The 23,782-nt window shown below is 70.0% G+C and carries 26 protein-coding genes; 1 reads left to right on the plus strand and 25 read right to left on the minus strand.

The window, feature by feature from the left end; translation table 11 throughout:
• Window position 1 precedes the first annotated feature (1 nt).
• The 12 genes from rpsO to dtd all read right to left on the minus strand — a co-directional run bounded on the left by rpsO (window position 2) and on the right by dtd (window position 10,051).
• Window positions 2–271 carry a 30S ribosomal protein S15 gene (gene rpsO / locus JDY09_RS05225; RefSeq protein WP_274715875.1) on the minus strand — a complete coding sequence of 90 codons (270 nt, stop codon included), beginning with the start codon at window positions 269–271 and terminating at the stop codon, window positions 2–4.
• Window positions 272–336: 65 nt separating this feature from the next.
• Window positions 337–1,257 (minus strand): riboflavin biosynthesis protein RibF, encoded by a 921-nt coding sequence (gene ribF / locus JDY09_RS05230; RefSeq protein ID WP_274715876.1) that lies wholly within the window; start codon window positions 1,255–1,257, stop codon window positions 337–339.
• Window positions 1,258–1,369: 112 nt separating this feature from the next.
• Window positions 1,370–2,209: a tRNA pseudouridine(55) synthase TruB gene (gene truB, locus JDY09_RS05235; protein ID WP_274715877.1), complete on the minus strand. Its 840-nt coding sequence runs from the start codon at window positions 2,207–2,209 to the stop codon at window positions 1,370–1,372.
• Window positions 2,210–2,293: 84 nt separating this feature from the next.
• On the minus strand, window positions 2,294–3,310 hold the full coding sequence (locus tag JDY09_RS05240; RefSeq protein ID WP_274715878.1) for a DHH family phosphoesterase: 1,017 nt from the start codon (window positions 3,308–3,310) through the stop codon (window positions 2,294–2,296).
• Window positions 3,307–3,660, minus strand: coding sequence for a 30S ribosome-binding factor RbfA (gene rbfA, locus JDY09_RS05245; protein ID WP_274715879.1), 354 nt, complete (start codon window positions 3,658–3,660; stop codon window positions 3,307–3,309). The genes JDY09_RS05240 and rbfA overlap by 4 nt, the downstream gene beginning before the upstream one ends.
• Before the next feature lies 1 nt (window position 3,661).
• Complete coding sequence (locus JDY09_RS05250; protein ID WP_274715880.1) at window positions 3,662–3,967, minus strand: DUF503 domain-containing protein; 306 nt, start codon at window positions 3,965–3,967, stop codon at window positions 3,662–3,664.
• Window positions 3,968–4,039: 72 nt separating this feature from the next.
• Entirely contained in the window at window positions 4,040–6,439 is a 2,400-nt protein-coding gene (gene infB / locus JDY09_RS05255; RefSeq protein ID WP_274715881.1) for a translation initiation factor IF-2, read from the minus strand.
• Window positions 6,412–6,669, minus strand: a complete 258-nt coding sequence (locus JDY09_RS09980) for a YlxR family protein (RefSeq protein WP_428837438.1) — start codon at window positions 6,667–6,669, stop codon at window positions 6,412–6,414. The genes infB and JDY09_RS09980 overlap by 28 nt, the downstream gene beginning before the upstream one ends.
• A gap of 54 nt (window positions 6,670–6,723) precedes the next feature.
• Entirely contained in the window at window positions 6,724–8,070 is a 1,347-nt protein-coding gene (gene nusA / locus JDY09_RS05260) for a transcription termination factor NusA (RefSeq protein WP_274715882.1), read from the minus strand.
• 3 nt (window positions 8,071–8,073) lie between these two features.
• A complete protein-coding gene (gene rimP / locus JDY09_RS05265) occupies window positions 8,074–8,502 on the minus strand; it encodes a ribosome maturation factor RimP (RefSeq protein WP_274715883.1) in 429 nt (142 codons plus the stop codon).
• Between the two features lie 304 nt (window positions 8,503–8,806).
• Complete coding sequence (locus tag JDY09_RS05270) at window positions 8,807–9,430, minus strand: hypothetical protein (RefSeq protein WP_274715884.1); 624 nt, start codon at window positions 9,428–9,430, stop codon at window positions 8,807–8,809.
• Window positions 9,431–9,583: 153 nt separating this feature from the next.
• Complete coding sequence (gene dtd, locus JDY09_RS05275) at window positions 9,584–10,051, minus strand: D-aminoacyl-tRNA deacylase (RefSeq protein WP_274715885.1); 468 nt, start codon at window positions 10,049–10,051, stop codon at window positions 9,584–9,586.
• A 131-nt stretch (window positions 10,052–10,182) separates the two neighbouring features.
• Between dtd and JDY09_RS05280 the strand changes: the two genes are divergently transcribed.
• A complete protein-coding gene (locus JDY09_RS05280) occupies window positions 10,183–10,653 on the plus strand; it encodes a hypothetical protein (RefSeq protein ID WP_274715886.1) in 471 nt (156 codons plus the stop codon).
• A gap of 17 nt (window positions 10,654–10,670) precedes the next feature.
• Here JDY09_RS05280 and JDY09_RS05285 read toward each other — a convergent pair whose 3' ends face one another.
• The 13 genes from JDY09_RS05285 to pyrR all read right to left on the minus strand — a co-directional run bounded on the left by JDY09_RS05285 (window position 10,671) and on the right by pyrR (window position 23,701).
• Window positions 10,671–11,063, minus strand: coding sequence for a tetratricopeptide repeat protein (locus tag JDY09_RS05285; RefSeq protein ID WP_274715887.1), 393 nt, complete (start codon window positions 11,061–11,063; stop codon window positions 10,671–10,673).
• A gap of 204 nt (window positions 11,064–11,267) precedes the next feature.
• Window positions 11,268–12,563, minus strand: coding sequence for a bifunctional phosphopantothenoylcysteine decarboxylase/phosphopantothenate--cysteine ligase CoaBC (gene coaBC, locus JDY09_RS05290; protein WP_274715888.1), 1,296 nt, complete (start codon window positions 12,561–12,563; stop codon window positions 11,268–11,270).
• Between the two features lie 8 nt (window positions 12,564–12,571).
• The gene (gene rpoZ / locus JDY09_RS05295) at window positions 12,572–12,799 is read right to left on the minus strand and encodes a DNA-directed RNA polymerase subunit omega (RefSeq protein ID WP_274715889.1); all 228 of its coding nucleotides are present in this window, start codon (window positions 12,797–12,799) and stop codon (window positions 12,572–12,574) included.
• A gap of 54 nt (window positions 12,800–12,853) precedes the next feature.
• Entirely contained in the window at window positions 12,854–13,405 is a 552-nt protein-coding gene (gene gmk, locus JDY09_RS05300) for a guanylate kinase (RefSeq protein WP_342455271.1), read from the minus strand.
• Window positions 13,402–14,019 carry an integration host factor, actinobacterial type gene (gene mihF / locus JDY09_RS05305; protein ID WP_274715890.1) on the minus strand — a complete coding sequence of 206 codons (618 nt, stop codon included), beginning with the start codon at window positions 14,017–14,019 and terminating at the stop codon, window positions 13,402–13,404. Before mihF ends, gmk begins: the two co-directional genes overlap by 4 nt.
• A gap of 189 nt (window positions 14,020–14,208) precedes the next feature.
• Window positions 14,209–15,108, minus strand: a complete 900-nt coding sequence (locus tag JDY09_RS05310) for a tRNA-dihydrouridine synthase (protein WP_274715891.1) — start codon at window positions 15,106–15,108, stop codon at window positions 14,209–14,211.
• Complete coding sequence (locus tag JDY09_RS05315) at window positions 15,101–15,847, minus strand: hypothetical protein (RefSeq protein ID WP_274715892.1); 747 nt, start codon at window positions 15,845–15,847, stop codon at window positions 15,101–15,103. The genes JDY09_RS05310 and JDY09_RS05315 overlap by 8 nt, the downstream gene beginning before the upstream one ends.
• 55 nt (window positions 15,848–15,902) lie before the next feature.
• Window positions 15,903–19,028 (minus strand): carbamoyl-phosphate synthase large subunit, encoded by a 3,126-nt coding sequence (gene carB / locus JDY09_RS05320; RefSeq protein WP_274715893.1) that lies wholly within the window; start codon window positions 19,026–19,028, stop codon window positions 15,903–15,905.
• The gene (gene carA, locus JDY09_RS05325) at window positions 19,028–20,227 is read right to left on the minus strand and encodes a glutamine-hydrolyzing carbamoyl-phosphate synthase small subunit (protein ID WP_274715894.1); all 1,200 of its coding nucleotides are present in this window, start codon (window positions 20,225–20,227) and stop codon (window positions 19,028–19,030) included. Before carA ends, carB begins: the two co-directional genes overlap by 1 nt.
• A gap of 9 nt (window positions 20,228–20,236) precedes the next feature.
• Window positions 20,237–20,827: an isochorismatase family protein gene (locus tag JDY09_RS05330; protein WP_274715895.1), complete on the minus strand. Its 591-nt coding sequence runs from the start codon at window positions 20,825–20,827 to the stop codon at window positions 20,237–20,239.
• Window positions 20,824–22,191 (minus strand): dihydroorotase, encoded by a 1,368-nt coding sequence (locus JDY09_RS05335; RefSeq protein ID WP_274715896.1) that lies wholly within the window; start codon window positions 22,189–22,191, stop codon window positions 20,824–20,826. The genes JDY09_RS05330 and JDY09_RS05335 overlap by 4 nt, the downstream gene beginning before the upstream one ends.
• Entirely contained in the window at window positions 22,188–23,147 is a 960-nt protein-coding gene (locus JDY09_RS05340) for an aspartate carbamoyltransferase catalytic subunit (RefSeq protein ID WP_274715897.1), read from the minus strand. Before JDY09_RS05340 ends, JDY09_RS05335 begins: the two co-directional genes overlap by 4 nt.
• Window positions 23,144–23,701 (minus strand): bifunctional pyr operon transcriptional regulator/uracil phosphoribosyltransferase PyrR, encoded by a 558-nt coding sequence (gene pyrR, locus JDY09_RS05345; protein ID WP_428837465.1) that lies wholly within the window; start codon window positions 23,699–23,701, stop codon window positions 23,144–23,146. Before pyrR ends, JDY09_RS05340 begins: the two co-directional genes overlap by 4 nt.
• Window positions 23,702–23,782 lie beyond the last annotated feature (81 nt).

Genomic DNA, 23,782 nt, shown 5'->3' on the forward strand with positions numbered 1-23,782 from the left:
GCTACCGCCGCAGACCGAGCTCGCCGATGATCTTGCGGTAGCGGTCGACGTCGCGGCTTTCGAGGTAGCGGAGCAGGCGACGGCGCTTGCCCACCAGCATCAACAACCCGCGCCGCGAGTGGTGGTCCTTGCGGTGGGTGCGCAGGTGCTCGGTGAGGTGGTTGATCCGCTCGGTGAGCAGCGCAATCTGGACCTCGGGGGATCCCGTGTCGTGCGGGTTGCGGCCGAACCGCTCGACGATCTCGCGCTTTCGCTCGCTGGTCAGCGTCATCGCCGCGGGAAAGCTACCACGGCGAACGGCGCGGCCAATCGCTCGCACGCAGCGCGCCGGCGCTTTCAACTACCGTGCAGGACCGCGCGATCGAGCTGGGCGAGCTGGGCGGTGGCGCGCGCACACGCCTCGCGCGCCTGTTCGACGTCGATGCGCATCTGCGCGACGAGCTCGCTCGCCGAGGCGAAACGCAGCTCGTCGCGGAGGCGTTCGATGAAAGCGAGGCGCAGCCGCTTGCCGTAGAGGTCGCCGGCGAAATCGATCAGGTACGCCTCGACGAGCAGCCCGCGCGCACTCGTAAACGTTGGTCGCTCGCCGATCGACACCGCAGCTGGCTGCCCGTCGGCGAGGGCGGCGTAGATCCCCTTGGCGGGCAAACACAGCCGCGGGTCGGGGACGATGTTGGCGGTCGGAAACCCGAGCTCGCGGCCGCGCCGGTCGCCGTGCGTAACTTCCCCCTCGAAGAGAAAGGGATGGCCCAGCAGCTCAGCTGCTGCTAGCACCTCGCCGCCGGCCACGAGCTCGCGGATGCGGCTCGAGGAGATCGGCTCGCCGCCGGCGCTCGCGAGCGGGACGACGCGCGTCTCGAACCTGTCGTCGCGCGCCAGGAGTTCGGCGTCACCCGCTGCGCCACGCCCGAAGCGAAAGTTCTCGCCCACCGAGACGAACTCCGCCGTGAGTTGTTCGACGATCACTTCGTCGACGAAGCGCTCGGCGGGCGTGTCGGCGAGGCGCTGGTCGAACCGTGCGACGACGAGCTCCTCCACCCCCAGAGCGGCGAGCAGATCGCGCTTGATCGCTAGCGGCGAGAGCAGTGGCGGTGCGGCGTCGGGACGCAGCACCGCGAGCGGGTGCGGTTCGAAGGTGAGCACGGTGTCGCAACCGGCGATAACTCGGCGGTGGCCGCGGTGCACGCCGTCGAAAGTGCCGATCGCGACCCGTCGACCGGGGCGGGGCCGCACCTCGTCTAACCACAGGAACTTCATCGACCAGCGCCCTTGCGCTCGAGGGTGCGCACGGGGACCGCAGCGCGGCTTTTGCTCGGGGCCGGTGCCTGCCTTCGAATGACCATCTCGCCTCGTTGGCTGGCTGTCGCGTTCAGGAGGACGGCAGCAGCCTTGGGAACACTAAGGCCGGTCGCAGCAGTCCGTCGCGCGACTCGGCGACAGCGACGAGGCGCCCCTGCTCGTCGAGGACGCGCACGATCGCGTCCCGGCTCTCGGTGAGCCGCCCGCGCACTGCGCGCACCGGCAGCGCACGACCGTTGGCGAGCGCCCGCTCCCCGAGGTCGTCAACCGTGACCGCGGGCAGGAAGGCGAGCGCTTCGCCGAGCGGTACGACCCGTTCCGGATCGGCGTCGCGCAGATCGAAGGGACCTATACGCGTCCGCACGAGCCGCTCGCAGTACGCGTCACCGAGATCGGCGACGAGCTGGCGAATGTACGTGCCGGCCGAACACTCGATTTCGAACTCTGCTCGCTCGTCGTCATGCGCGAGCAGCTCGGCCCGATACACGGTGATCTCGCGGGCAGGCAACGCCGGCTGAGCGCCGCGCCGCGCGAGCCGGTAGGCGCGCTCGCCGCCCACCTTCACCGCCGAGTAGGCCGGTGGTACCTGGCGCTGCCGCCCGGTGGGGATGGCGAGCCGCTGCGGTCTACGGCCTGTGTGCTCGATCTCGCCCTCGGGATCACCGGTGGTCGAGCGCCAGCCGAGGCGCGCCACCGCCCGATAGGTCTTGGGCAGACCGACGAACCAGCGTTGTGCTCGCGTCGCCCGGCCGAGCAGGATCAGGAGCAAACCCTCGGCGAAGGGGTCGAGCGTGCCAGCGTGGCCGACCTTTGTGCTGCGCGGGCACCGTCGCCGCACGGCAGCCACGGCGTCGTGCGACGTCGGTCCTGGCGGTTTCGGGTAGAGGATGACACCGCCCTCCGCCGGCACCGCGAGCCTGGCAGTTGTCTCTCTCCCTCGCTCCGCCATCGCTCTCCGCCGCGCCGCACCCGTGGCGAATGGCAGCCCGCTGCGTCAGGCGGAGTCGTCGAGCTGTGCACGCAGGAGCTGGGTCACGGTGGCGATGACTTCCTCGTGCGGCACGTCGGTGGTGAACCCGGCCGCCTGGCGGTGACCGCCACCGCCGAAGGCACGCGCTATGGCCGACACGTCGACGCCGCGACTCGACGTGCGCAAGCTGACCTTGCGCAGCCCGCGCCGACCGTCGTCGAGCTTGTCGCGCACGAGCACCGCCACCACCGTTCCCTCGACGGCACGGAGCTGCTCGACGATGCCCTCGGAGTCAGACTCGCTGGCGCCCGCCTCCTCGAAGTCGGCGCGCGTCAACAGCGTGGCGGTGATCCGTCCGCCGTCGTGGCGCTCGAGTCGCGAGAGCGCGCGCTCGAGCAGCCGCAGGCGCGCCACCGGCACGTTCTCGTACACGCGGTGGTAGACGTCGTAGGGGTTGACGCCGGCCTCGATCAAGTCGGCAGCGACGCGGTGGGCCGCCGGCGTTGCGTTCTCGTACATGAAGCGGCCGGTGTCGGTGACGATGCCGACATAGAGAGGCTCGGCGATCTCCGGCGTCAGCTGCACCCCGAGCCCGCGCGCGAGGCGGTAGACGATCTCGGCGGTCGACGACGCCGAGGGGTCGACGAGGTTGAACGCGCCGAAGCGGGTGTTGTCGTGGTGGTGGTCGACGTTGACGATGTGGCGGCCGTTTTCGCGCAGAAAGTCGACCGGCATACGATCGATGTTGCCGCAGTCGAGGAAGACGATCACCCGCTCTCCGACGTCTTCGGGGGGCTCGCCGACGAGACCCCGGAAGTCAAGGTGGCGGTATTCGGGCGGCAGCGGGAACTCCTGCGGCGAGAGGTACATGAGAACGTCTTTGCCGAGCTGTTCGAGCGCCCGGTGCATCCCGAGCAGCGAGCCGAGCGCGTCGCCGTCGGGGTTCTCGTGAGTCGTCAAGAGCAGCTTCGGCGCGCTGCGCAGCTCCTCGAGAACAGCTGCCTCGGCGGCAGCGATCGTCGCATCGGCGCTGGTGTTCACGCGTCCGCTTTCCGGTCGCCGCTGTCGAGCAGCTGCGCAAGCCGCACCCCCCGCTCGACGGTGTCGTCGTAGACGAACTCGAGCGTCGGGGTGCGCTTGAGGCGCAGCTCGCTGGCGATCGCGCGCTGGAGCAGGCCGTGGGCGGAGGCAAGGCCGGCCAACGTGCGCGCGCGCTCTTCGGGCCCGCCGAACACGCTCACGTATACGCGCGCGCGGCGCAGATCGGGGCTCGTGTCGACGGCAGTCACTGTCACGAATCCTATGCGCGGGTCCTTGAGATCTTCCGTGATCCTCGACGAGAGAACCTCGCGCAACGCCTCGTTGACGCGGCGCATGCGCTGTGTCGGCATCCTATCCCCCTAGGAGGTCGTCACGAGAAGCGATCCCGCGAGCGACGTGGACGGTGCCGGGATAGCGCTCGCACAGAAAGCGCTCGATGCGATCAGCTGTTGCCAGCACAGGTCCCGGGTCGGGCCCGACCAGCGCCGCCGACAGCGTCGCCCGCTGCCAGAGGTCGTGGTGGTCGGTCTCGGCGACCGCTGCCCCGAACCGTCGCTGCAGGTTCGCCTTCAACGAACTGAGCTCGCGGCGTTTGCCTTTAAGGCTGCCGTTGCCCGGCAGGTGCACCTCGATCTCGAGCAGGCAAACGAACCCCATCGCAGCGACCCCCTACGCTGGCCGCGAGCCCCTGCCTGGCCGACCACGAATGCTCGGCGTGCCCAGGCGGGCTCAGGTGAGCTTCTTTTCGACTTCCCGCACCTCGTACGCCTCGACGACGTCGCCCTCTTTCACGTCCTGGTAGTTCTCGAGCGTGAGACCGCACTCGAGCCCCGCCTGGACCTCGCGCACGTCGTCCTTGAAGCGCCGGAGGCTGGCGATACGTCCGTCGTAGACCACGGTGCCGTCGCGCACGAGGCGTGCCTTCGCGCCCCGCCGGATCGTGCCCTCGCGCACGTAGCAGCCGGCGATCGTGCCGACGCGGGAGGCGCGGAAGATGGCACGCACCTCGGCGACGCCCACCACTTCCTCGACGTGCTCGGGCTCGAGCAAGCCCTCCATCGCCGCCTTGAGCTCCTCGGCCACCTGGTAGATGACCGAGTAGGTGCGGACCTCGACCCCCTCGCGCTGCGCCGTGGCAGCGGCGCCACCGACCGGGCGCACGTTGAAGCCGATCACGACCGCATCGGAGGCAGCGGCGAGCATCACATCCGATTCGGTGATGCCGCCAACCCCCTCGCGGATGACGTTGACGGTGACCTCGCTCTGCGGCAGCTTGGCGATCTCGTCGAGGATCGCTTCCAGCGAGCCCGTCACGTCGGCCTTGACGACCAGGTTGAGCTGCCGCTCGCCGCGCTCCGCGCGGGCGAGCACGTCCTCGAGCGAGACACGACGGCGCATCTGACGGGCCAGCGCTTCCTGCTTCAAGCGCTGGGCGCGCTCCTGGGCTAGACGGCGCGCCTCGCGCTCGTTCTCGACGACGCGGAAGCGATCGCCCGCCTCGGGCACCCCGTCGAAGCCGAGCACCTCGACTGGCGTGCCCGGTCCGGCCTCGCGCAAGCGCTGGCCGCGGTAGTCAGTCATCGCCCGCACGCGCCCCGACTGCGTCCCAGCGAACAGAGCGTCGCCGACGCGCAGCGTGCCGCGCTGCACGAGCAGCGTCGCCACGGGACCACGCCCGGCGTCGAGCCGCGACTCGATGACGGTTCCCGAGGCCGGCGCCTTGGGGTTGGCGCGCAGCTCGGCGATCTCGGCAAGCGTGACGATCGTGTCGAGCAGCTCGCCGAGACCCTGGCCAGTCTTGGCCGACACGTCGACGAACTCGGTGTCACCGCCCCACTCGGCCGGTGTCAGGCCTTTTGCGGCGAGCTCGCCGCGCACGCGCTGGGGATCGGCGTTCTCGAGATCGATCTTGTTGACCGCGATGACGATCGGCACGTTCGCGGCGCGCGCGTGATCGATCGCCTCGAGGGTCTGCGGCATCACGCCGTCGTCGGCGGCAACAACGATCACGGCAATGTCGGTGACCTGGGCGCCGCGCGCCCGCAGCGCGGTGAACGCCTCGTGGCCCGGGGTGTCGATGAAGGTGATGTTGTGGCCGTTAGTCGAAACCTGGTAGGCGCCGATGTGCTGCGTGATGCCGCCCGCCTCGCGGGCCGCGACGTCGGTCTGGCGGATGGCGTCGAGCAACGACGTCTTGCCGTGGTCGACGTGCCCCATCACCGTCACAACAGGCGGTCGCGGCTCGAGGTCCTCTTCCCGGTCTTCTTCGTCCGCGTCCTGCTCGCCCTCATCGGCGGCGCTGGTGATGGTGACCGTCTTGCCGAGGGCGTCGGCGAGCAGCTCGATCGCTTCGTCCGACAGCGTTTGCGTGAGCGTGGCGAGCTCGCCGAGCTCCATCAGTTTCTTGATCACCTCGGGCGCGGGTACACCGAGCGCCTCGGCGATCTCCTTGACGGTCGAGCCAGAGCGGATCGGAACCGCCTCTTCGCTCGGCGCCTCGGCCTCGGCTACAGCGGTCGCCGTCTCTACCGGCGCTGGTGGCTCATCGGGGAACGGCTGTCGCCGGCGGCTGCGCCGGCGGGGCCGCTGCCCGGGCGGGGCCGACGGCCCCGAGGGGCGGTCGGGACGCGACGCCTGGGCGTCGATGACGACGCGCCTTCGCCGCCCTCCCTCGCCAAGCCGTCCGGGGCGCACCGGTCGCGTGCGGCCGGGACGCTCCCGGCCCGCACCGGCCGTATCGCGCGCGCCGGGCGCCCGTCCCGGGGCGCTGGCGCCACCCCCCCGGGGTGGAGCAGAAGTTTGCCCGCCGGCGCGACCAGCGGCGGGGCGATCTTCACGGGTAGCGGGGCGGTCGCGAGTCGGTGCGCGCTCCCCCTGACCGGTCGGTCGCGCTCGCGGCGCGCGCGCTCCCGGCCGGGCCCCGCCGCTCTCGCCGCGCCCGTCCGCTTGAGGACGCTCGGGCTCGGCAGGGGGCGCGTCCGGATCGCCGAAGGCACGCGCGACGGCAGCCTCGTCGACGCTCGAAGCCGCAGCCTTGACGTCGAGGCCGGCGCGCTGCAGGATCGCGATGACCTCTTTGCTCGGGATCCCGCGCTCTTTGGCTATTTGATGGACGCGCTTCTTTGCCACTCGTGAACGAAGTCTATGGTCTCTTGTGGAAGCTCAACCGCTGCCCGGAAAGCGCGTGCCAGTGCACGCTGGGCCTTCGCGAGGGCGGCGCCGCACTGCGGCGAGCCGCAGACGTAGGCACCACGACCGGCGTGGCGCCGCTCAGGGTCGGCGACGACGCGCCGACCGTCCGCCAAGGCGAGCCGTAGCAGCTCGTCCTGGTAAGCGCGCCGCCGACAGACGACGCACATCCGAACCGGACGGTGCCGCCGCTCGCCGATCGCTGCCGCCGTCGCCGGTCGTTTTTAACTGTCGCCGCCCTCGTTCGCGACCTGCTCGGCGACACCGGGGGATGCGTCGCCGTCCGACGCCTCCGTGTCGCCCCTCGATCCCTCGGCCTCGCTGGCCTCGAGCGCTTGGTGGGCCGGCAGCCCGCAATAACGCGAACCCGGCAGCGCCGCGTTCGGGCAGCGACGCCCGTTGGCGAGGATCGCCGCGCAACGCCCCGAGACCTCCGCCTCCTCTTCCTCGAGGTCGAGCTGGGCCTCTTCCTCGGCGAACTCGCTCTCGGAGCGGATGTCGATGCGCCAGCCGGTGAGACGTGCCGCGAGCCGCGCGTTGAGACCTTCCTTGCCAATCGCCAACGACAGCTGGTCGTCGGGAACGATCACCGTCGCCTGGCGGGCGTCGTCGTCGACCAGCACTTCGCGCACGCGGGCGGGCGACAGCGCCTTGGCGATGTAGCGAGCCGGCTCGTCGTTGTAGGGGATGATGTCGATCTTCTCGCCGCGCAGCTCGGAGACGACCATGCGGACCCGCGAGCCGCGCGGACCGACGCACGCCCCCACCGGATCGATACCGGTCTGGTGCGAGACGACCGCGATCTTGGAGCGAAAGCCGGGTTCGCGCGCGACGTTGACGATCTCGACAAGGCCGTCGGCGATCTCGGGGACCTCGAGCTCGAACAGCTTGCGGATCAGCTCGGGCGAGCGCCGCGAGAGGATGATGCTCGGACCTTTGGCCTGGGCCGATACGTCCGTGATCACCGCCTTGATCCGCTGACCGTGGTCGTAGCGCTCGCCCGGCACCTGCTCGGAGCGCGGCAGCAGCGCCTCGACACGCTCGCGCAGCTGCACAAGCGTGTAGCGGTTGTCGGACTGCTGCACGATGCCGGTGACGAGCTCGCCGACGCGGTCCTGGAATTCCTCGTAGGTCATGTCGCGCTCGGCTTCGCGGATCCGCTGGAGGATCACCTGCTTCGCTGTCTGCGCGGCGATGCGGCCGAAATCGCTCGGTGTGACGTCGCGCTGCTCGATGCGGTCGCCGTGCTCGGCGAGCAACCGCTCGACGTCGATCTCAACCGGTTCGGGCTCGCGCCGCTCGCCGGTCTCGGGATCGATGCGCGCACCCTCCTCCTCGGCCTGCTCGGCCTCGGCGATCAGCTGGCGCTCGAGGTCCTCGGGAACGATCAGCTCGAAAACGCGGAATTCGCCCTGCTCGAGGTCGAACTCGACGCGTGCGTACTTGGCCGCCCCCGGCGTCTTTTTGTAGGCCGACAGCAGCGCATCCTCGATCGCCGCTTTGAGACGGCTCGCGCCGATGCCCTTCTCTTTAGCTAGCGCCCGTACGGCTTCGGCTATCTCCCTGGACATCCGCTACTCCTCCAGCAGGTTGCCGCGGTTGATCTCCGCGTAGGGAATCGACACCACCCCGGACTCGGTCGCGACCGTCACCGCGCGATCGTCGGCTCCAACGAGCTCGCCGCTGTAGGTGCGTCGACCGCCGCGCTCGGCGCGCAGCCGCAAGCGCGCGCGTCGTCCGAGATAGCGACGGAAGTGCGCCGGTTTGGTGAGCGGCCGTCGTGGCCCCGGAGAGGAGACCTCAAGCCCGACCTCGGCGACGAGATGCCAGAGCTGCCGCGTGACCCGCTCGCAGAGCGCGAGGTCGACACCTTGGGGGTGATCGATCACGAGTCTGATCCGTTCGCGCCCGGCGGGTTCGCAGGCGAGCAGCTCGACCTCGGGCTCGACCTTCGCGAGCCGTTGCTCGATCTCCGCCCGGAGCTCTTCGATCTTCCGCCGCACTGTCTTCCGAGACGCCTTCGCTAGTCGAAAAAAAAGGGGGGCCGAGGCCCACCCCAGGCGCGGCCTTACGGCCGCAGTCTGAAGCTGTCGCTGCGAGTATAGCCCGCAGCTGTCTCACGGTCCCGGGTCCCGCGCGCGGGTCGCGCCTCTCCACCTGGCTCCGCCGTCACCCGCAGAAAGTGTCGAAGCGAACCCATGCCCTGCCTTGGACGGGAAAAAGGGCGGGCCGCCGCGTTACGCGGCGGCCCGCCCGAGGACCGCTCTCTGGTGGGTCGGCGCTAGCACCGACCCGCTGGAGGCGTTCTCAGCTCGCGTTCGTCGGTGGCGCCAGCTGGATCTGGAACGGGTTACCCGGCCCCGACATCAACAGATTGAGGAGCGGGGTCGTCAACCCGCAGCCGGTCAGCGATGGCAGCGTCGTCGTTCCGGAGAACGAGATGCCCTGGCCGAGCTGGGCGAAGGGCACCGTCGCCGAGAGCGGCAACTCGACCGGCTGGGAGGTGCGGCACGTACGGCTGCTCACCAGGTTGAGCGGGAGGTACGGCGACGAGAGACGCCGGATGTAGATCGTCGACGCGGAGGTGGCCTTCACCGTGACGTTGCCATCCGTCCCGATCGCGATCGAGCCCGACACCGGCCGCGCCTCGACCAGCTCGAGCGTCGCGTCGACCGGCAAGCCGAGAACCTTGAGGCGCGCCTTGATCGTGGGGATCGAAACGCTGCCCGAGAGAGCTCCGGTCGACACGTTCCAGCTGCCGTTGAACGTCGCGCCGCTCGGGATCGTGACGCTCTGATTGAGCTTCTTGATGCCGAGCGTGCCCGACACCTTCCAGTTAGTGAACGGGACTTCCTGCGCGGAAGCGGCAGGGGCTGCTACCGCGAACGCACCGACGACGGCAAGAGCCGCAGCCTTGCGGCGAAGTGCCATGCGAACGACCTCCCTCCAGGGAACGTTGGGTTTTCGGGATGTGGGGGACTTTGCGGCCTAGCGGACGCCTCCGGTGTCCGCTCCCGACCTCGGGCGCTAGGCCTTCGGCCGGTGGTCCGCCTGACCGTCCGATCGGTCAGCTGCGCTTCGATCCTACGACGGTTCGTCGCGGCGCGCAAGCAGCTGCGTGTCGAGCACGATCGTCACCGGCCCGTCGTTGACCAGCTCGACGCGCATGTGCGCACCGAAGCACCCGCGCTTGGCGCCCAACAATTCGCACAGGCGCTCGTAAAGCACCTCGGCGCGTTCCGGCGGCGCCGCCTCTTCGAAACTCGGGCGCCGGCCGCGACGCGCGTCGGCGAGCAGCGTGAACTGGCTGACGCAGAGGATCTCGCCGCCCACGTCCACGAGCGAGCGATCGAGCGGCCGGCGATCGCTCGGGAAGATGCGCAGGGCGCGGATCTTGCGTGCAAGCAGCTGACAGTCGCTCTCGGTGTCGTCGCGCGCGACGCCGGCCAGCACGAGCAGCCCGCGGCCGATTGCAGCCACGGCCCTCTCTCCCCCGTCCGGATCGACCACGCTCACGCGGGCGCGAGCCACCCTCTGCACCACCGCTTTCATGGCGCGCGAGGCTATAAGTCGGGCACCAGGTCGGGCACGGCACGACGCCGGCAGGCGGTCAGGGCATAGCCGAGGCCGCCGCGAGCGCCGACTCGCTCGGGCGGCATCGTGCTCTGTTCGGAAGTCGGACGATGAGCGAGCAACGACAAGCAAGTGGCGACCTCCGCTCCCTGGTCGGCGGCTACCTCGCCGGGCTCGGGGTACCGGTGCGGTCCTTGGCTGAAGGCGAGTGGGGCGTCACCCTGCCCGCTGGTGTGTGCGGCGAGCGAGCGCTCGACATAGGCCTGCGCGTCAGCGACGGGCTGCTGGCAGCGCGCGCCTTCGTGGCTGACGCAAGCCACGGCCTCGACCCGTTCGCGCTGCTCCACCTGAACCGCCACCTCACCCTGGTGCGCGTAGGGGCGTCACGCAGCGGCGAGTTGTGGATTCACGGGGAACTGCCTGTCGACCAGGTGTCCGTGTCGGCGCTCGACCGTCTTTTGGGTCACCTTGTCGAGACAGCGGCGCTCGTGCGCGAGGCGGCATGGCCGAGCGGCGCCGCCCGCTCGTGGGACTCGCCCTGGACGCGCTTAGCCGAGCGCGGTGCGAGTCACGGGTTTTGAAGAGACCCGCAGCGCCCTTAGCTCGCGCGCAAACGCTCGAGGAAAGCGCGGTAGTCGGCGCGGTCGGGCCGCATGCAAGCGGCTAACGCAGCGTGTCGGCGCGCTTCCAGGTGACGCCCGGTCTTCTCGGCCGCCCGCCCGAGGCAGTAGTGAGCGTAGTCGTCGACGGGATAGCGCTCGACCACCGCTGCGAACTCCTCGCGCGCCTCCTCGAAACGGCCGGAGCGGAAGTAAGCGCGCCCGAGAGCTTCCCGGATCGAGCTTTTGTCAGGCTCGAGCCGCCGTGCGCGCTCGAGCGGCACCTGGGCGGCCATGAAGTCGCCGGCAGCCAGCAGCGCACGCCCGCGCTCGAGCAGCTCGTAGACGTGCTCGCCGCGTTCCTCGGGTGTGCGGAACTCGTCGCCGCTCACGCCATCCCGAGGTTAGAGAGCTCCCGCATCAAGCCGACACCGTCCGTTCGCGGACGCCGGCCGATCGCGGCCGTCCGGCCCCTGCCCTCGCTCCGCCTGTGTACTCACGACCTCTCCGCGCGTGCGCGCGCGGCACGGCCATCCGCTGGCGCGTAGTACTTGCGCCGCCTGTGGACCCGCGACCTCTCCGCGCGCGCGGCGCGACTAGCGCGCTGCTCGGGTTACGAGCAGCCGCTCGACCTCGTCGAGAACGGCCTCGGCGACGGCACTTTTGGCTTGTCGCTCGACCCGCCGTTCGACGCCGTCGGCGGTGACGATCACGACAGCGTTTTCAGTGCTGTCGAAGCCGATCCCCGGCACGGAGACGTCGTTGGCGACGATCGCGTCCAACCCCTTGCGCGCGAGTTTGGTGCGGGCGCGAGCCACGAAGTCGCCGCCGTGCTCGGCAGCGAAGCCGACGACGAGCTGCTCGGCGCGCCGCTGCGATGCGAGCCCGGCGACGATGTCTTCGGTAGGTTCGAGTTCGATCGCCAGCCGCTCGCCGCGCTCGAGCTTCACGCGAGCGGCATCGGCAGGACGAAAGTCTGACACCGCCGCCGCCATCAGCAGCACGTCACAGCTCGGGAACCGCTCGTCGAGCGCGGCCGACAGCTCGGCGACGGTTTCGACAGCGACGTGCTCGACACCTACGGGGGGCGGCACGGCGAGGTTGGCGCCGACGAGAGTGACGCGCGCACCGCGCTTGTTGGCGGCGGCAGCAAGCGCCACTCCCATCCGCCCCGACGAGCGATTGCCGATGAAACGCACCGCGTCTAGCGGTTCGCGCGTACCGCCGGCCGTCACGAGCACGCGCTTGCCGGCGAGAGCGTTCGGTTGGGCCTCGCCGCTAGCGGGTAGCGCCGCCGGCTCGGGGGAACGCCCCTGCCCGCCGGCGAGCGTGCTCTCGAGCACGGCGAGGATGCGCTCGGGATCGGCGAGGCGCCCGGCCCCCCACTCGCCGAGCGAGGCCAAACGTCCTGTCTCGGGCTCGACGACCACGATTCCGGCCGCCCGCAACCGCTCGACGTTGGCGGACGTAAAGACGTTGCGCCACATCGCGTCGTTCATCGCTGGCGCGACCACGACAGGTGCGCGGCAAGCGAGCGCGGCGGTCGTCACGAGGCTGTCGGCCTGGCCGGCGACGAGCTTCGCGATCGTGTTGGCGGTCGCCGGCGCGATGCAGTAGACGTCGCAGCGTTCGACGAGCGCGAGGTGCGAGATCGGCTGGTGGCGCGGCATCTCCTCGCCCGGGTAGGCGCCACGGAGTGGGTCGGGCTCGAACTCGTCGACAAGCACCGGCGCGCCGGTGATCGCCTCGAACGTCGCCCGCCCGACGAAGCGCACGCTGGTGGGCGTCTGGACGACGCGCACTGCGTGCCCGCGCTCGGTTGCAAGCCGCACGAGCTCGGCGGCCTTGTAGGCGGCGATGCCGCCGCAGACGCCGAGAAGGATGCGCGCCATCGCTTCCGCTACCGGTAGCGGTAGCGCAGCTTGCCGGCGGCGAGCTCCTCGAGCGCGACCTGCAGGTAGTTGGACGAGTCGGTGTCCACCATCGGCGGGGGATACTCCTCGAAGGTGCCCTCGCCGAGGCTGTGGTAGTAGCTGTTGATCTGGCGAGCCCGCCGCGCGGCGACGATCACCGCGGCATACGTGGAGTCGGCGTGCTCGAGGATCTTGTCGAGTCGCGGCTTGATCATCTCTCGGGTCGCTGTTGCCTGCTCGCTTCGGCGCTGCGGGCGCGCTTTGGCGCTCTAGCGGGCGACGATCTTACCGACCAGCCGCTCGAGCTCGGCGAGCGCGCGCTCGGCGTCGTCGTTGACGATGACGTGCGCGAACTCGTCGCGTGCTGCCAGCTCCTCACGGGCGGCGGCCAAGCGCTTGGCGATCTGCTCCTCCGAATCGGCGCCACGCCGCCGCAGGCGCCGCTCGAGCTCGTCGAGAGACGGCGGCGCGATGAACACCAACAGCGCGTCGGGTCGCTGCGCGCGGATCTGGCGCGCGCCCTGTACGTCGATCTCCAAAAGCACCGCGCGCACCGGTCGCTCGAGTTCGGAGCGCAGCGTGCCGTAGCGGTTGCCCGCGTACACGGCGTGCTCGACGAACTCGCCAGCGCGCACGCGGCGCTCGAACTCCTCGGGGCTCAGGAAGTAGTAGTCGCGGCCGTCGACCTCGCCCGGACGCGGCGGCCGCGTGGTGGCGGACACCGCCACATGGATGCAAGGAACGCGCTCGAGGAGCCCCTTGATCAGGGTTCCTTTTCCCACCCCCGAAGGGCCGGTGATGACGACGAGCGGCGTGACTATCGGCGCAGGTAGGCGACGAGCTCGTTGCGCTGCCGCTCAGACAGACCGCCCACGGTCTTGCTGGGCGAGATGCGGCAGTGCATGAGCGCACGGTTTACCTTCACGCGCCCGAACTTCGGAACCGCTAACAGCAGGTCGAAGACTTTCGCTGTCAGCAGGTAGTCGGGCGGATCGAGCAGCAGCTCGTCGATCCGTACCCGCCCGGCCTTGAGGTCGCGTTTCACGCGGGCACGGCGCGTGCGCACCTCGTTGGCCCGCCGTAGCGCCTCCATCCGCTGTGCAAGCGAGCGCTCGGGCGTCACCCCGCCTCGCCGTTGCTCGCTGCCCGAGACGGCAAGCGCCAGCGCCTCCGATTGCGCGTTGCTGGCACAACCATCGGCACGCGGCCGGCTTTCGCTGGCGGAGCTGTCGCTACCCGCGGCGAGCGACCCGCTGCGTACCTCGCCGACTGCCCAAGGGGCAGCGCTAGGCGCTGGTGGCAGGTCGCCGTCAGCGCTAGCCAGCTGCCCGTCGGTGCGCGGCGCACCACCGCTGGCAGCTTCCGCAGAGCTCTCGAAAAAGCGCGCGCGTGCGCTGGCTTTGGAGTGCGCGGCGGTTCTCGGGGGGACGAGCATGGGCGGCGATCTTACACGCGCTGCGCCGCTCGGGAGAGAGGCAAAAGCGCAAATAGCGGGCAATTGACATAAGGGTGAAGTCGAGGTTTAGAGTGCTTGGCGCTGGTCGAGGTCGGGCCCCTGCCGGCACCAGCGCATCTTTGGGCTCGGAGCAGTGTGCCCGGCACGAGCCTGCGAACGGCGCGGCTCTCACATCGCTCGCAACGCCTTGCGGATCGGCAGCGCCGCGAGCGGGTCGCGGAAGTTGGCCGTGCCGACCGCGACGTAGCTCGCGCCGGCGGCGAGAAAGTCCTCGGCGTCGGCGACCGCGGCGATACCCCCCATGCCGATCACCGGTATGCGCACAGCCGCCGCGACCGTGCGCACCTGAGCGAGCGCGAGCGGCTTGATCGCGGGACCGGAGAGCCCGCCGTGGCCGCGCGCAAGAAGCGGCCGCCCACGCGCGAAAACCGTTCCGGGGAACGTGTTGACAAGCGACAGCGCGTCGGCGCCAGCATCCGCGGCGGCGCGTGCTACGGCCGCCTGATCGCTCGCGGTGGGTGTCAGCTTCACCACGAGCGGCTTGGTGGTGAGAGCGCGCGCGCGTGCTACCGCGCGGGCGGTCTCGCCGGGATCCTGGCCGATCACCAGCCCGCTTTCGACGTTGGGGCAAGAGACGTTCAGTTCGATCGCAGCGACCTCCTCGCGCTCGCCGACAGCGGCGACGAGCGCGGCGAGCTCGTCGCCGCTGTGCCCCATCACCGATACGCAGACAGGCACGGGAAGCTCGCCCAGGCGCGGCAGGTCCTCGGCCAGGAAACGCGCGAGCCCTTTGTTCGGCAGCCCGATCGAGTTGACCATCCCCGCCGCCGTCTCGGCGATCCGCGGCGGCGGGTTGCCCACCCGCGGCTCGCGGGTGATCGTCTTCGAGACGTACACGTCGAAGGGAAACCGCTCGAGCAGCGCGTCGCCGAACACAGCGAGCGCAGCAAGCGCGTCGAATGTGCCGGACCCGTTGAAAACCCGTCCCGGTGGGCGCCAGCCGCCGATCGCGGGCGGCTCGTCGCGATCGCCTGCCGCGCCCTCGCCTGTGGTGTGCTCGTCAGCCATCGCCACCGGTGTCCCCTAGCTCGTACGCGTCGAGCACCGGGCCCTCGAGACAGAGGCGCACGAACCCCGTCCGCGTCGCTACGGCACAACCGAAACAGGCGCCGTACCCGCACGCCATCGGCGCTTCGTAAGCGAGCTGGCAGGGCACGCCCCACGCGCGCGCGATGCGGCCCACCTCGGCGAGCATCGGCTCCGGGCCGCAGGCGTAAATCGCGTAGTCCTCGTGGTCTGACCGCGCGAGCCGCTCGGCGAGCAGCTCGGTGACGAAACCGCGCCGCCCGACGCTGCCGTCATCGCTCGCCAACGCCACCTCCGTTGCCGTGACCAGGCGCGCGGCGCGCGCGCACGGCTCGTCGCGGAAACCGAGCAGCGCTTCGCAGCTGCCGTCGAGGGCCTCGGCGAGCGCGGCGAGCGGCGCCACGCCGATACCGCCACCGACCAAGAGCGCTCGCCTGCCTTCGACGAGCGCGAAGCCGCGCCCGAGTGGTCCGAGCGCCAAAAGCTCCTCGCCTACCGCCGCCGACGCCAAACGGCGCGAGCCCGGTCCCACCGGATCGACTAGAAAGGTGAGCGGGTCGGCCGTCGCGTGCGAGAAGGGACGAGCAAGCCACGGCCTGCCCTCCTCTCCGCCCCAGCGCTCGGCGGTCGCGAGCATGTAGAACTGGCCGGGAGCTGGCGGCTGATCTACGCCGTCGACCGTGAGCAGCCGGTAGCGTCCGACCGCCTCGCTCGCGACCACACGCAGCCGCTGCCGCTCGAGTAGCGCGTGTCTGCGTTCTGCGGCCAGCAGCGCTTTAGCGTCCCCCTGCCGCGGCGGTCTCGGCCGTCTGGGCGTGGAGCTCCTGCAACGACACCACCTCCGGCCGTCCGCGCTGCAGAGCTGCGATCGCCCGCTGCGCGGCGCTAGCGCCGGTCATGGTGGTTATGCACGGGATCGAACGAGCCACCGCGGCACGCCGGATCTCGTAGCCGTCGGCGCGCGCGCCCGAGCCGGTCGGCGTGTTGATCACGAGATCGATCTCGCCGCGCTCGATCAGCTCGACGATGTGGGGCGAGCCCTCGGAAACCTTGTTGACGGTCTCGACCGGCACGCCCATCCGCCGCAATGCGCGCGCCGTTCCCCGCGTCGCGACGACCTTGAAGCCGAGGTCGTGTAGTGCCGCGGCCACCTGCGTCGCAGCCGGCTTGTCGCTGTCGGTCACCGAGATGAACACGGTGCCGCTGCGCGGCAGCGCGGAGCGCGCCGCCGCCTGCGCTTTGCCGAACGCTGTCGGGTAGTCGCGCGCGATGCCCATCACCTCGCCGGTCGAGCGCATCTCGGGGCCGAGGCGCGCGTCGGCGAGCGGGAACCGCTGGAAGGGGAGCACCGCCTCCTTCACCGACACATGGCCTGGCTGACGGGGAATACGCACGTCGAGGTCGCGTAGCCGCTCGCCGAGCATCAAGCGACAGGCGATCTTGGCGAGCGGTACCCCCGTCGCTTTCGACACGAACGGCACCGTGCGCGAGGCGCGGGGGTTCGCCTCGAGCACGTAGAGCTCGTCGTCGCCGGCAATCGCGAACTGGATGTTGATCAGCCCAACGACCCCGAGCCTGAGCGCGATCGCGCGCGTCGCCTCTTCTACCTGGCGCTCCATCTGCGGGCCGAGCGACAGCGCCGGGATCACGCACGCTGAGTCGCCCGAGTGCACGCCGGCTTCCTCGACGTGCTGCATGATCGCGCCGATCACCACCTCTTCGCCATCGGCAAGTGCGTCGACGTCGACCTCGATCGCGTTTTCCAGGAAGCGGTCGAGGTAGATGCGGTTGCCGCCGCCCGCCGCTGCCGCACCCGAGCGCTCGAGGTAGGCGGCGAGGTCGTCGCGTGAGTAGCAGATCTCCATCGCGCGACCCCCGAGCACGTAGGAGGGACGCACAAGCAGCGGGAAACCGACGCTTTCAGCTGCAGCGAGCGCTTCGTCCGCCGACTCGGCGGTCGCCCACGGCGGACAACGCAAGCCGAGCTCGTCGAGGACGGCGGCGAAGCTCGTGCGGTCTTCCGCGAGGTGGATCGACTCGACCGGTGTGCCGAGCAGTGGAACGCCAGCCTCGGCAAGGCCGCGCGCCAGCTTCAGCGGTGTCTGGCCGCCGAACTGAACGATCACTCCCTCCGGCTGCTCGAGCTCGACTACGGCGAGCACGTCCTCGAGCGTGAGCGGCTCGAAGTAGAGCCGGTCGGAGGTGTCGTAGTCGGTCGAGACGGTCTCGGGGTTGCAGTTGACCATCACCGCGTCGCGCCCCGACTCGCGAACGGTCATCGCGGCATGCACACAGCAGTAGTCGAACTCGATGCCCTGGCCGATGCGGTTTGGTCCAGAGCCGAGGATCACGATCGCGGGACGGCTGCCGGGGCGCACTTCGTGCCGTGGCTTGCCATCGCGATCGGGGAGCTCGAAACCCGAGTAGTAGTAGGGCGTTTCGGCCTCGAACTCGGCGGCGCAGGTGTCGACCGCTTTGTAGGTGCGAACCAGCCCGCGCTCTACCGCGCCGTCGCGCACCACCGCGGCGATCTCCTCCAAGAACCAGGGGTGGATGTGCGTGCGGCGATGCAACTCGTCGAGCGCGACACCGCGGCGGATCGCCTCGGCGAGCAGCTCGTAGCGATCGTGGCTCGGCAGCTCAAGGCGCGCGAGTAGCTCGTCGGTGTCGGCGGGAGGTTGCGGCACGACGTCGAGCTCGCGTGAGCGCAGCGCCTTTGCGAACGCCTGGCGAAAGGTGCGCCCGATCGCCATCGCCTCGCCGACCGACCGCATCGACGTGCCTAGCTTGCCGTCCGATCCGGGGAACTTCTCGAACGCAAAGCGCGGCCACTTGACGACGACGTAGTCGAGCGTCGGTTCGAAGCTCGCCGGGGTCTTGCGAGTGATGTCGTTGTCGATCTCGTCAAGCGTGTACCCGACGGCGAGCCGCGCCGCGATCTTGGCGATCGGGAAGCCCGTGGCCTTCGACGCCAGCGCCGACGAGCGCGACACGCGCGGGTTCATTTCGATGACGACGACTTCCTCGGTTTCCTGGTTGACGGCGAACTGGATGTTCGAGCCGCCCGTCTCGACCCCGACGGCGCGAATGCACGCGATCGCCTGGTCGCGCAGCTTCTGGTAGAGCCGATCGGACAGCGTCTGCTGAGGCGCAACGGTCACCGAATCGCCGGTGTGCACGCCCATCGGATCGATGTTCTCGATCGAGCAGACGATCACCACGTTGTCGGCGCAGTCGCGCATCACCTCGAGCTCGAACTCGCCCCAGCCGATCACCGACTCCTCGATCAGCACCTGGCCGATCGGGCTCGCCGCGATGCCCTCGGCGACACGCTCACGGAACTCTTCGCGGCTGCGCGCGATCCCGCCGCCTTCCCCGCCCATCGTGAACCCGGGGCGCACGATCGCCGGCAGGCCCACCTCGTCGAGCGCGCGCTCAGCTTCGGCGAGCGACGACACTGCGTGCGAGCGCGGCACTCTCAGGCCGGCCTGTTCCATCGTCCGGCGGAACAGCTCGCGGTCCTCGGCGCGGCGGATCGCGTCGTAGTTGGCGCCGATCAGCTCGCAACCGAAGCGCTCGAGCGTGCCGTCTTCCGACAGCGCCCGCGCGATGTTGAGCGCCGTGCCGCCGCCGAGCGTCGGCAGCACCGCATCGGGGCGCTCGCGCTCGATGATCTGCGCGACGGTGGGCGGATCGAGCGGCTCAATGTAGGTGCGGGTCGCGAACTCGGGGTCGGTCATGATCGTCGCCGGGTTGGAGTTGACGAGCACGACCTCGTACCCCTCCTCCAGCAGCACCTTGCACGCCTGCACGCCCGAGTAGTCGAACTCGGCGGCTTGACCGATGACGATCGGGCCGGAACCGATCACGAGGATCCGCTTGATGTCGTCGCGCCGCGGCACTAGCGCCTCCCTTCGATCAGCTGCTCGACGAAGCGGTCGAACTGGCGGACGGCGTCGTGCGGACCGGGACCAGCCTCAGGGTGGTACTGGACCGTCGCCGCCGGGACGTCGCGCAACACAAGTCCTTCCACGGTGCGGTCGTAGAGGTTGAGCTGGGCGAGCTCGGCGGTGCCGAAGTCGGTCTCCCAGCGCAGCGGCTCGTCGCCTTCGACGCGCCGCTCGCCGCGCGGTCCGAGCACCGCAAAACCGTGGTTCTGCGCGGTGATGTCGATCTTGCCGGTCGCGAGATCCTTGACCGGGTGGTTGGCGCCGCGATGGCCGAAGGGCAACTTGAAAGTTTCGAGCCCGACCGCGCGGCAAAGGAGCTGGTGCCCGAGACAGATCCCCCAAAGCGGCACCTTGCCGACCAGCTCGCGAACCGTGGCGACGATCCTGTCGAGCGCCGCGGGGTCGCCCGGCCCGTTGGCGAGAAACACTGCGTCGGGCGAGGCGGCGAGCAGCTCGCTGGCCGGCGTGTAGGCCGGGTAGAGGCGCAAGCGCACGCCACGCTGGCGCAGGTTGCGCACGATCGAGGCCTTGATGCCCGTGTCGATCGCCGCGACGAAAGCGCGCTCCGCTACCCCCTCGGCTGGTGGCAACTCGTGCGGTTCGGAAGGCGTTACCTCGCCAACGAGGTCGCGGCCTGCCATCGGCGGCTCAGCCGCTATCAGCTCGCGCGCCCGCTGTTCAGGAACCTCGGTGGGAAAGACACCGCCGCGCATCGCGCCCTTGTCGCGGATATGGCGCACGAGCGCGCGCGTGTCGACACCCGACAGTGCCGGCACACCGCAGTCGCAGAGCCAGCTCAGCCAGCCGCCCTCAGCGGTGGGCGCGTCTTCGGCGTCGACCCCTTCGCGCATCACCACAGCGCGAGCGTGGATGCGGTCGGACTCCATGTGCCTCTCGGCGACGCCGTAGTTACCTACGAGCGGGTAGGTGAAGACGACGATCTGGCCGCGGTACGAGGGGTCGCTGACGGTCTCTTGGTAGCCGCTCATCGACGTGGTGAAGACGACTTCGCCCACGGCGACTTCGTGGTGGGCGACCGAGAAGCCTTCGAAGCGGCTGCCGTCTTCGAGCAAGAGGTAGGCCGGCTGTGCGCCGAGCGGCCCGTGGTTGCGGCGTGCGGGTGCGGCGAGGCCGTGGTCCGAGGCGGGCAAAAGCTCCTCCTACTTGATCAGCTGCTGGATCTCTTTGAAGTGCGGGTGGTCGGCACCGCGCACGAGCTCGAACAGCGCCGACTCGACCGTTTGCGGCACCACGCCCGCGAGCTCGAGCCGGCGTAGCGCCACGTCGCGGTCGTGCGCCTTGCGCGAAGCGACAGCGTCGACGACCAGGTGCACCGCGACGCCGCGCGCGAGCAGCTCGAGGGCGGTCTGAGCGACACAGACGTGCGCCTCGATGCCGCAGACGAGCGCCTGCGTGCGCCCAGCAAGATCGAACCCCTCGGCCGCCGAAGCCGCGAAGCAGCGCTTCTCGACGCGCACATCGCCGTCGAGAAGCTCGGCTAGTTCCGGCACCGTCGGCCCGAGCCCACGCGGGTACTGCTCGCTGACGATCACCGGCAAACCGAGAATGTGCGCACCGCGAACGAGTTTGCGCGCCGCTGCGGCGACCCCGTCGAAGTCGCCGACGGCCTTGGCGAACGCCTCCTGGATGTCGACGACGATCAGCGCCGCACGCTGTGGGTCGAGCAGCACCCGCGCATGACGGTCGCCACCCCCGCCGGCCACGCCGAGTTGGTTCGAGCCTTCGCTCACGCTGCCACCTCCCGCATCAGGATCGAGCGATCGCGCCAGACGACAGCGCCAGCGCTGGTGGTCAAAAGCACCTTGCCGCGCAGACGGCGGCCGAGGAAAGCGTTGTTGGCGGAGCGGCTCTCGAAGCCGTTCTCGCCTACCGTCCACTCTTTATCGAGATCGACGAGGCAGAGGTTGGCGACGCTGCCGGGCTTTAGCGACGGCCGCTCGAAGCCGAGGACGCTGGCGCCGGCGGTGAGCTTCTCGACGAGCGTGGCGAGCGACAACTCGCCGGGTACGACGAGGTCGGTGTAAAGAGCGGCGAAGGCCGTTTCGAGACCGGTCGTACCCATCGGCGCCTCCTCGAACGGCGCTTCCTTCTCTTCCTGCGCGTGGGGAGCGTGATCGGTGGCGATGCAGTCGATCAGCCCCGAGCGCAGCGCCTCGCGCAGCGCTGTCCGGTCGCCGGCGCTGCGCAGCGGCGGGTTCATCTTGCGAGCGGTGTCGAGGCCAGCGACGTCTTCGTCGCAGAGAAGAAGGTGGTGCGGTGTCACTTCACAGGTGACGGCGACGCCGCGAGCGCGCGCCCACTCGACGATCGCCAGCGTCCGCGCCGACGACACGTGCTGGAGGTGAATCCGCCCGTCCTCGAGCTCGGCCAAGAGCACGTCGCGCGCTGCCATCACGGCTTCGCTCGCCCACGGGATCCCAGCGACGCCCAGACGCACCGAGACCGTTCCTTCGTGCATCGCGCCCTCGCCCGAAAGATCGGGGTCTTCCTCGTGCAACACGAGCGGCAGGCCGTGCAAGCGCTGGCACTGAAGCGCCTGTCGCATGACGCGCGCCGAGCGCACCGGCAAACCGTCGTCGCTGAAACAGACGGCACCAGCGTCGGCAAGCAGTGTTGTGTCGGTCAGCCGGTCGCCGCGCTGACCGACCGTGACCGCCGCCGCGAAACCGACCTGGACACGCGCCTCGCGATCGGCCCTGCGCCGCAAAGCACTCAAAAGCTCGGGGCTGTCGACGACCGGGTCGGTGTTGGCCATCGCTACGACGCAGCAGAAACCGCCCGCGGCAGCCGCGCGGGTGCCCGATTCGATGTCCTCTTCGTCTTCGCGCCCTGGTGTGCGCAGGTGGACGTGGGGATCGACGAAGGCCGGCACCGCCACACGCCCGCTCCCGTCGACCACCTCGCCGCTATCTGGCGCGGCGCCGCTTCCCGGCTCGGCGAGCGACGACACCACGCCGTCGCGAACCACGAGGTCGCACACCTGATCGATGCCCGCGACCGGATCGAGCGCGCGTACACCGGCGATCGTCAGGTTCGCTGGGGCGCCCTCGCTGACCGCGAGAGCCGGATGCAAAGTTCGCGCCGGTTCGCTCATGCCGGCTGCGGCGCCTCCTGCTCGCTGACCGCAGGGGTGCGCGCGCCGTCGCCGCCGGCGCCCGCCAGAAGCTCGTAGAGAACCGCCATCCGCACCGCCACACCCGCCTCGACTTGGTCGACGATCAACGACTGTGGCGAGTCGCAGACTTCGCTCGCCAGCTCGACGCCGCGGTTGACCGGCCCGGGATGCATGACCACCTGCCCGGGGCGCAGGCGGCGCCCGTCGATCTGCCAGCGCTCGACGTACTCGCGCAGCGACGGAGCGACGATCCCGGCGATTCGCTCGCGCTGAACGCGCAGCGCGTAGATGACATCGGCACGCTCGACGCCGGCGAGGTCGTAGCGAACGCTGCAACCGAGCTCGGCGATCGCTCTAGGCACGAGCGTCGGCGGTCCGCAGACGGTCACCTCGCAGCCCATCGTGCGCAGCGCGACGATGCCCGATCGCGCGACGCGACTGTGCGCGACGTCGCCAATGATCCACACGCGCAGGCCGTCGAGGCGGCCGAGACGGCGCCGCAGCGTGAAGAGGTCGAGCAACGCTTGCGTCGGGTGCTCGTGCTTGCCGTCGCCGGCGTTGATGACACTCGCCCGCGACCAGCGCGCTACGAGCGCGGCCGCGCCGGCGTGCGGGGCGCGCACGACGATCGCCGACGGGTCGTAGGCCGAGAGGGTCAGCACCGTGTCTTTGAACGACTCGCCTTTCTCGACCGACGAGCCCTGAGCCTTGACGGTGACGACGTCCGCCGACAGGCGCTTCGCCGCGAGTTCGAACGAGGACTGCGTGCGCGTCGAGGGCTCCATGAAGAGGTTGATCACGGTGCGCCCGCGCAGCGTTGGCACTTTTTTGATCGGGCGGCCGGCGACCTCGGCGAAGCTCTCGGCGCGCGCAAGGATGCGCTCGATCCCTTCGCGCCCCAGGTCGCCGATGGCGAGCAAGTGCCGTGCGCTCACGCCCTCACCTCCGCGAGCTCGCTGATCGAAACCTCGTCGACCCCGTCGACTTCGGCGAGACGCACGTTCACCCGCTCCCGACGCGAGGTGGGAAGGTTCTTGCCGACGTAGTCGGGGCGGATCGGGAGTTCGCGGTGGCCGCGATCGCAGACGACAGCTAGCTGCACTCGGCGCGGCCTGCCGAACGCAAAGAGCGCCTCGATCGCCGCGCGCACCGTCCGCCCGGTGTAGAGGACGTCGTCGACGAGCACGGTCGTGTACTCCTCGACGGGGAAATCGATTCGCGTCTCGCGCACCTCGGGTTGGTGTTCGGGACCGCGCAGCGAGAGATCGTCGCGGTAGAAGGAGATGTCGATCTCGCCGAAGGGGACGTCCGCAGCGAGCAGTTCGGCGACCTTGTCGCGCAAGCGCCGGGCGATCACGACCCCGCGCGGTTGGATGCCGACGATCGCGACGGGGCCGTCGCTGTTGCGCTCGACGATCTCGTGCGCGATGCGCACGAGCATTCGACGCACGTCCTCGCTGTGGAGGACGATCTTTTCCTGGCTAGCGATGGTTCTCCGCTCCTTCCGGCCTCGCTGGACCTGGTTAAAGGACGCAGCCGAACGGTACCACTCGACGGCGACGGCAGCGCT

The sequence above is a fragment of the Thermoleophilum album genome, assembly GCF_028867705.1.
In the GTDB taxonomy this organism is placed as follows: Bacteria; Actinomycetota; Thermoleophilia; order Solirubrobacterales; family Thermoleophilaceae; genus Thermoleophilum.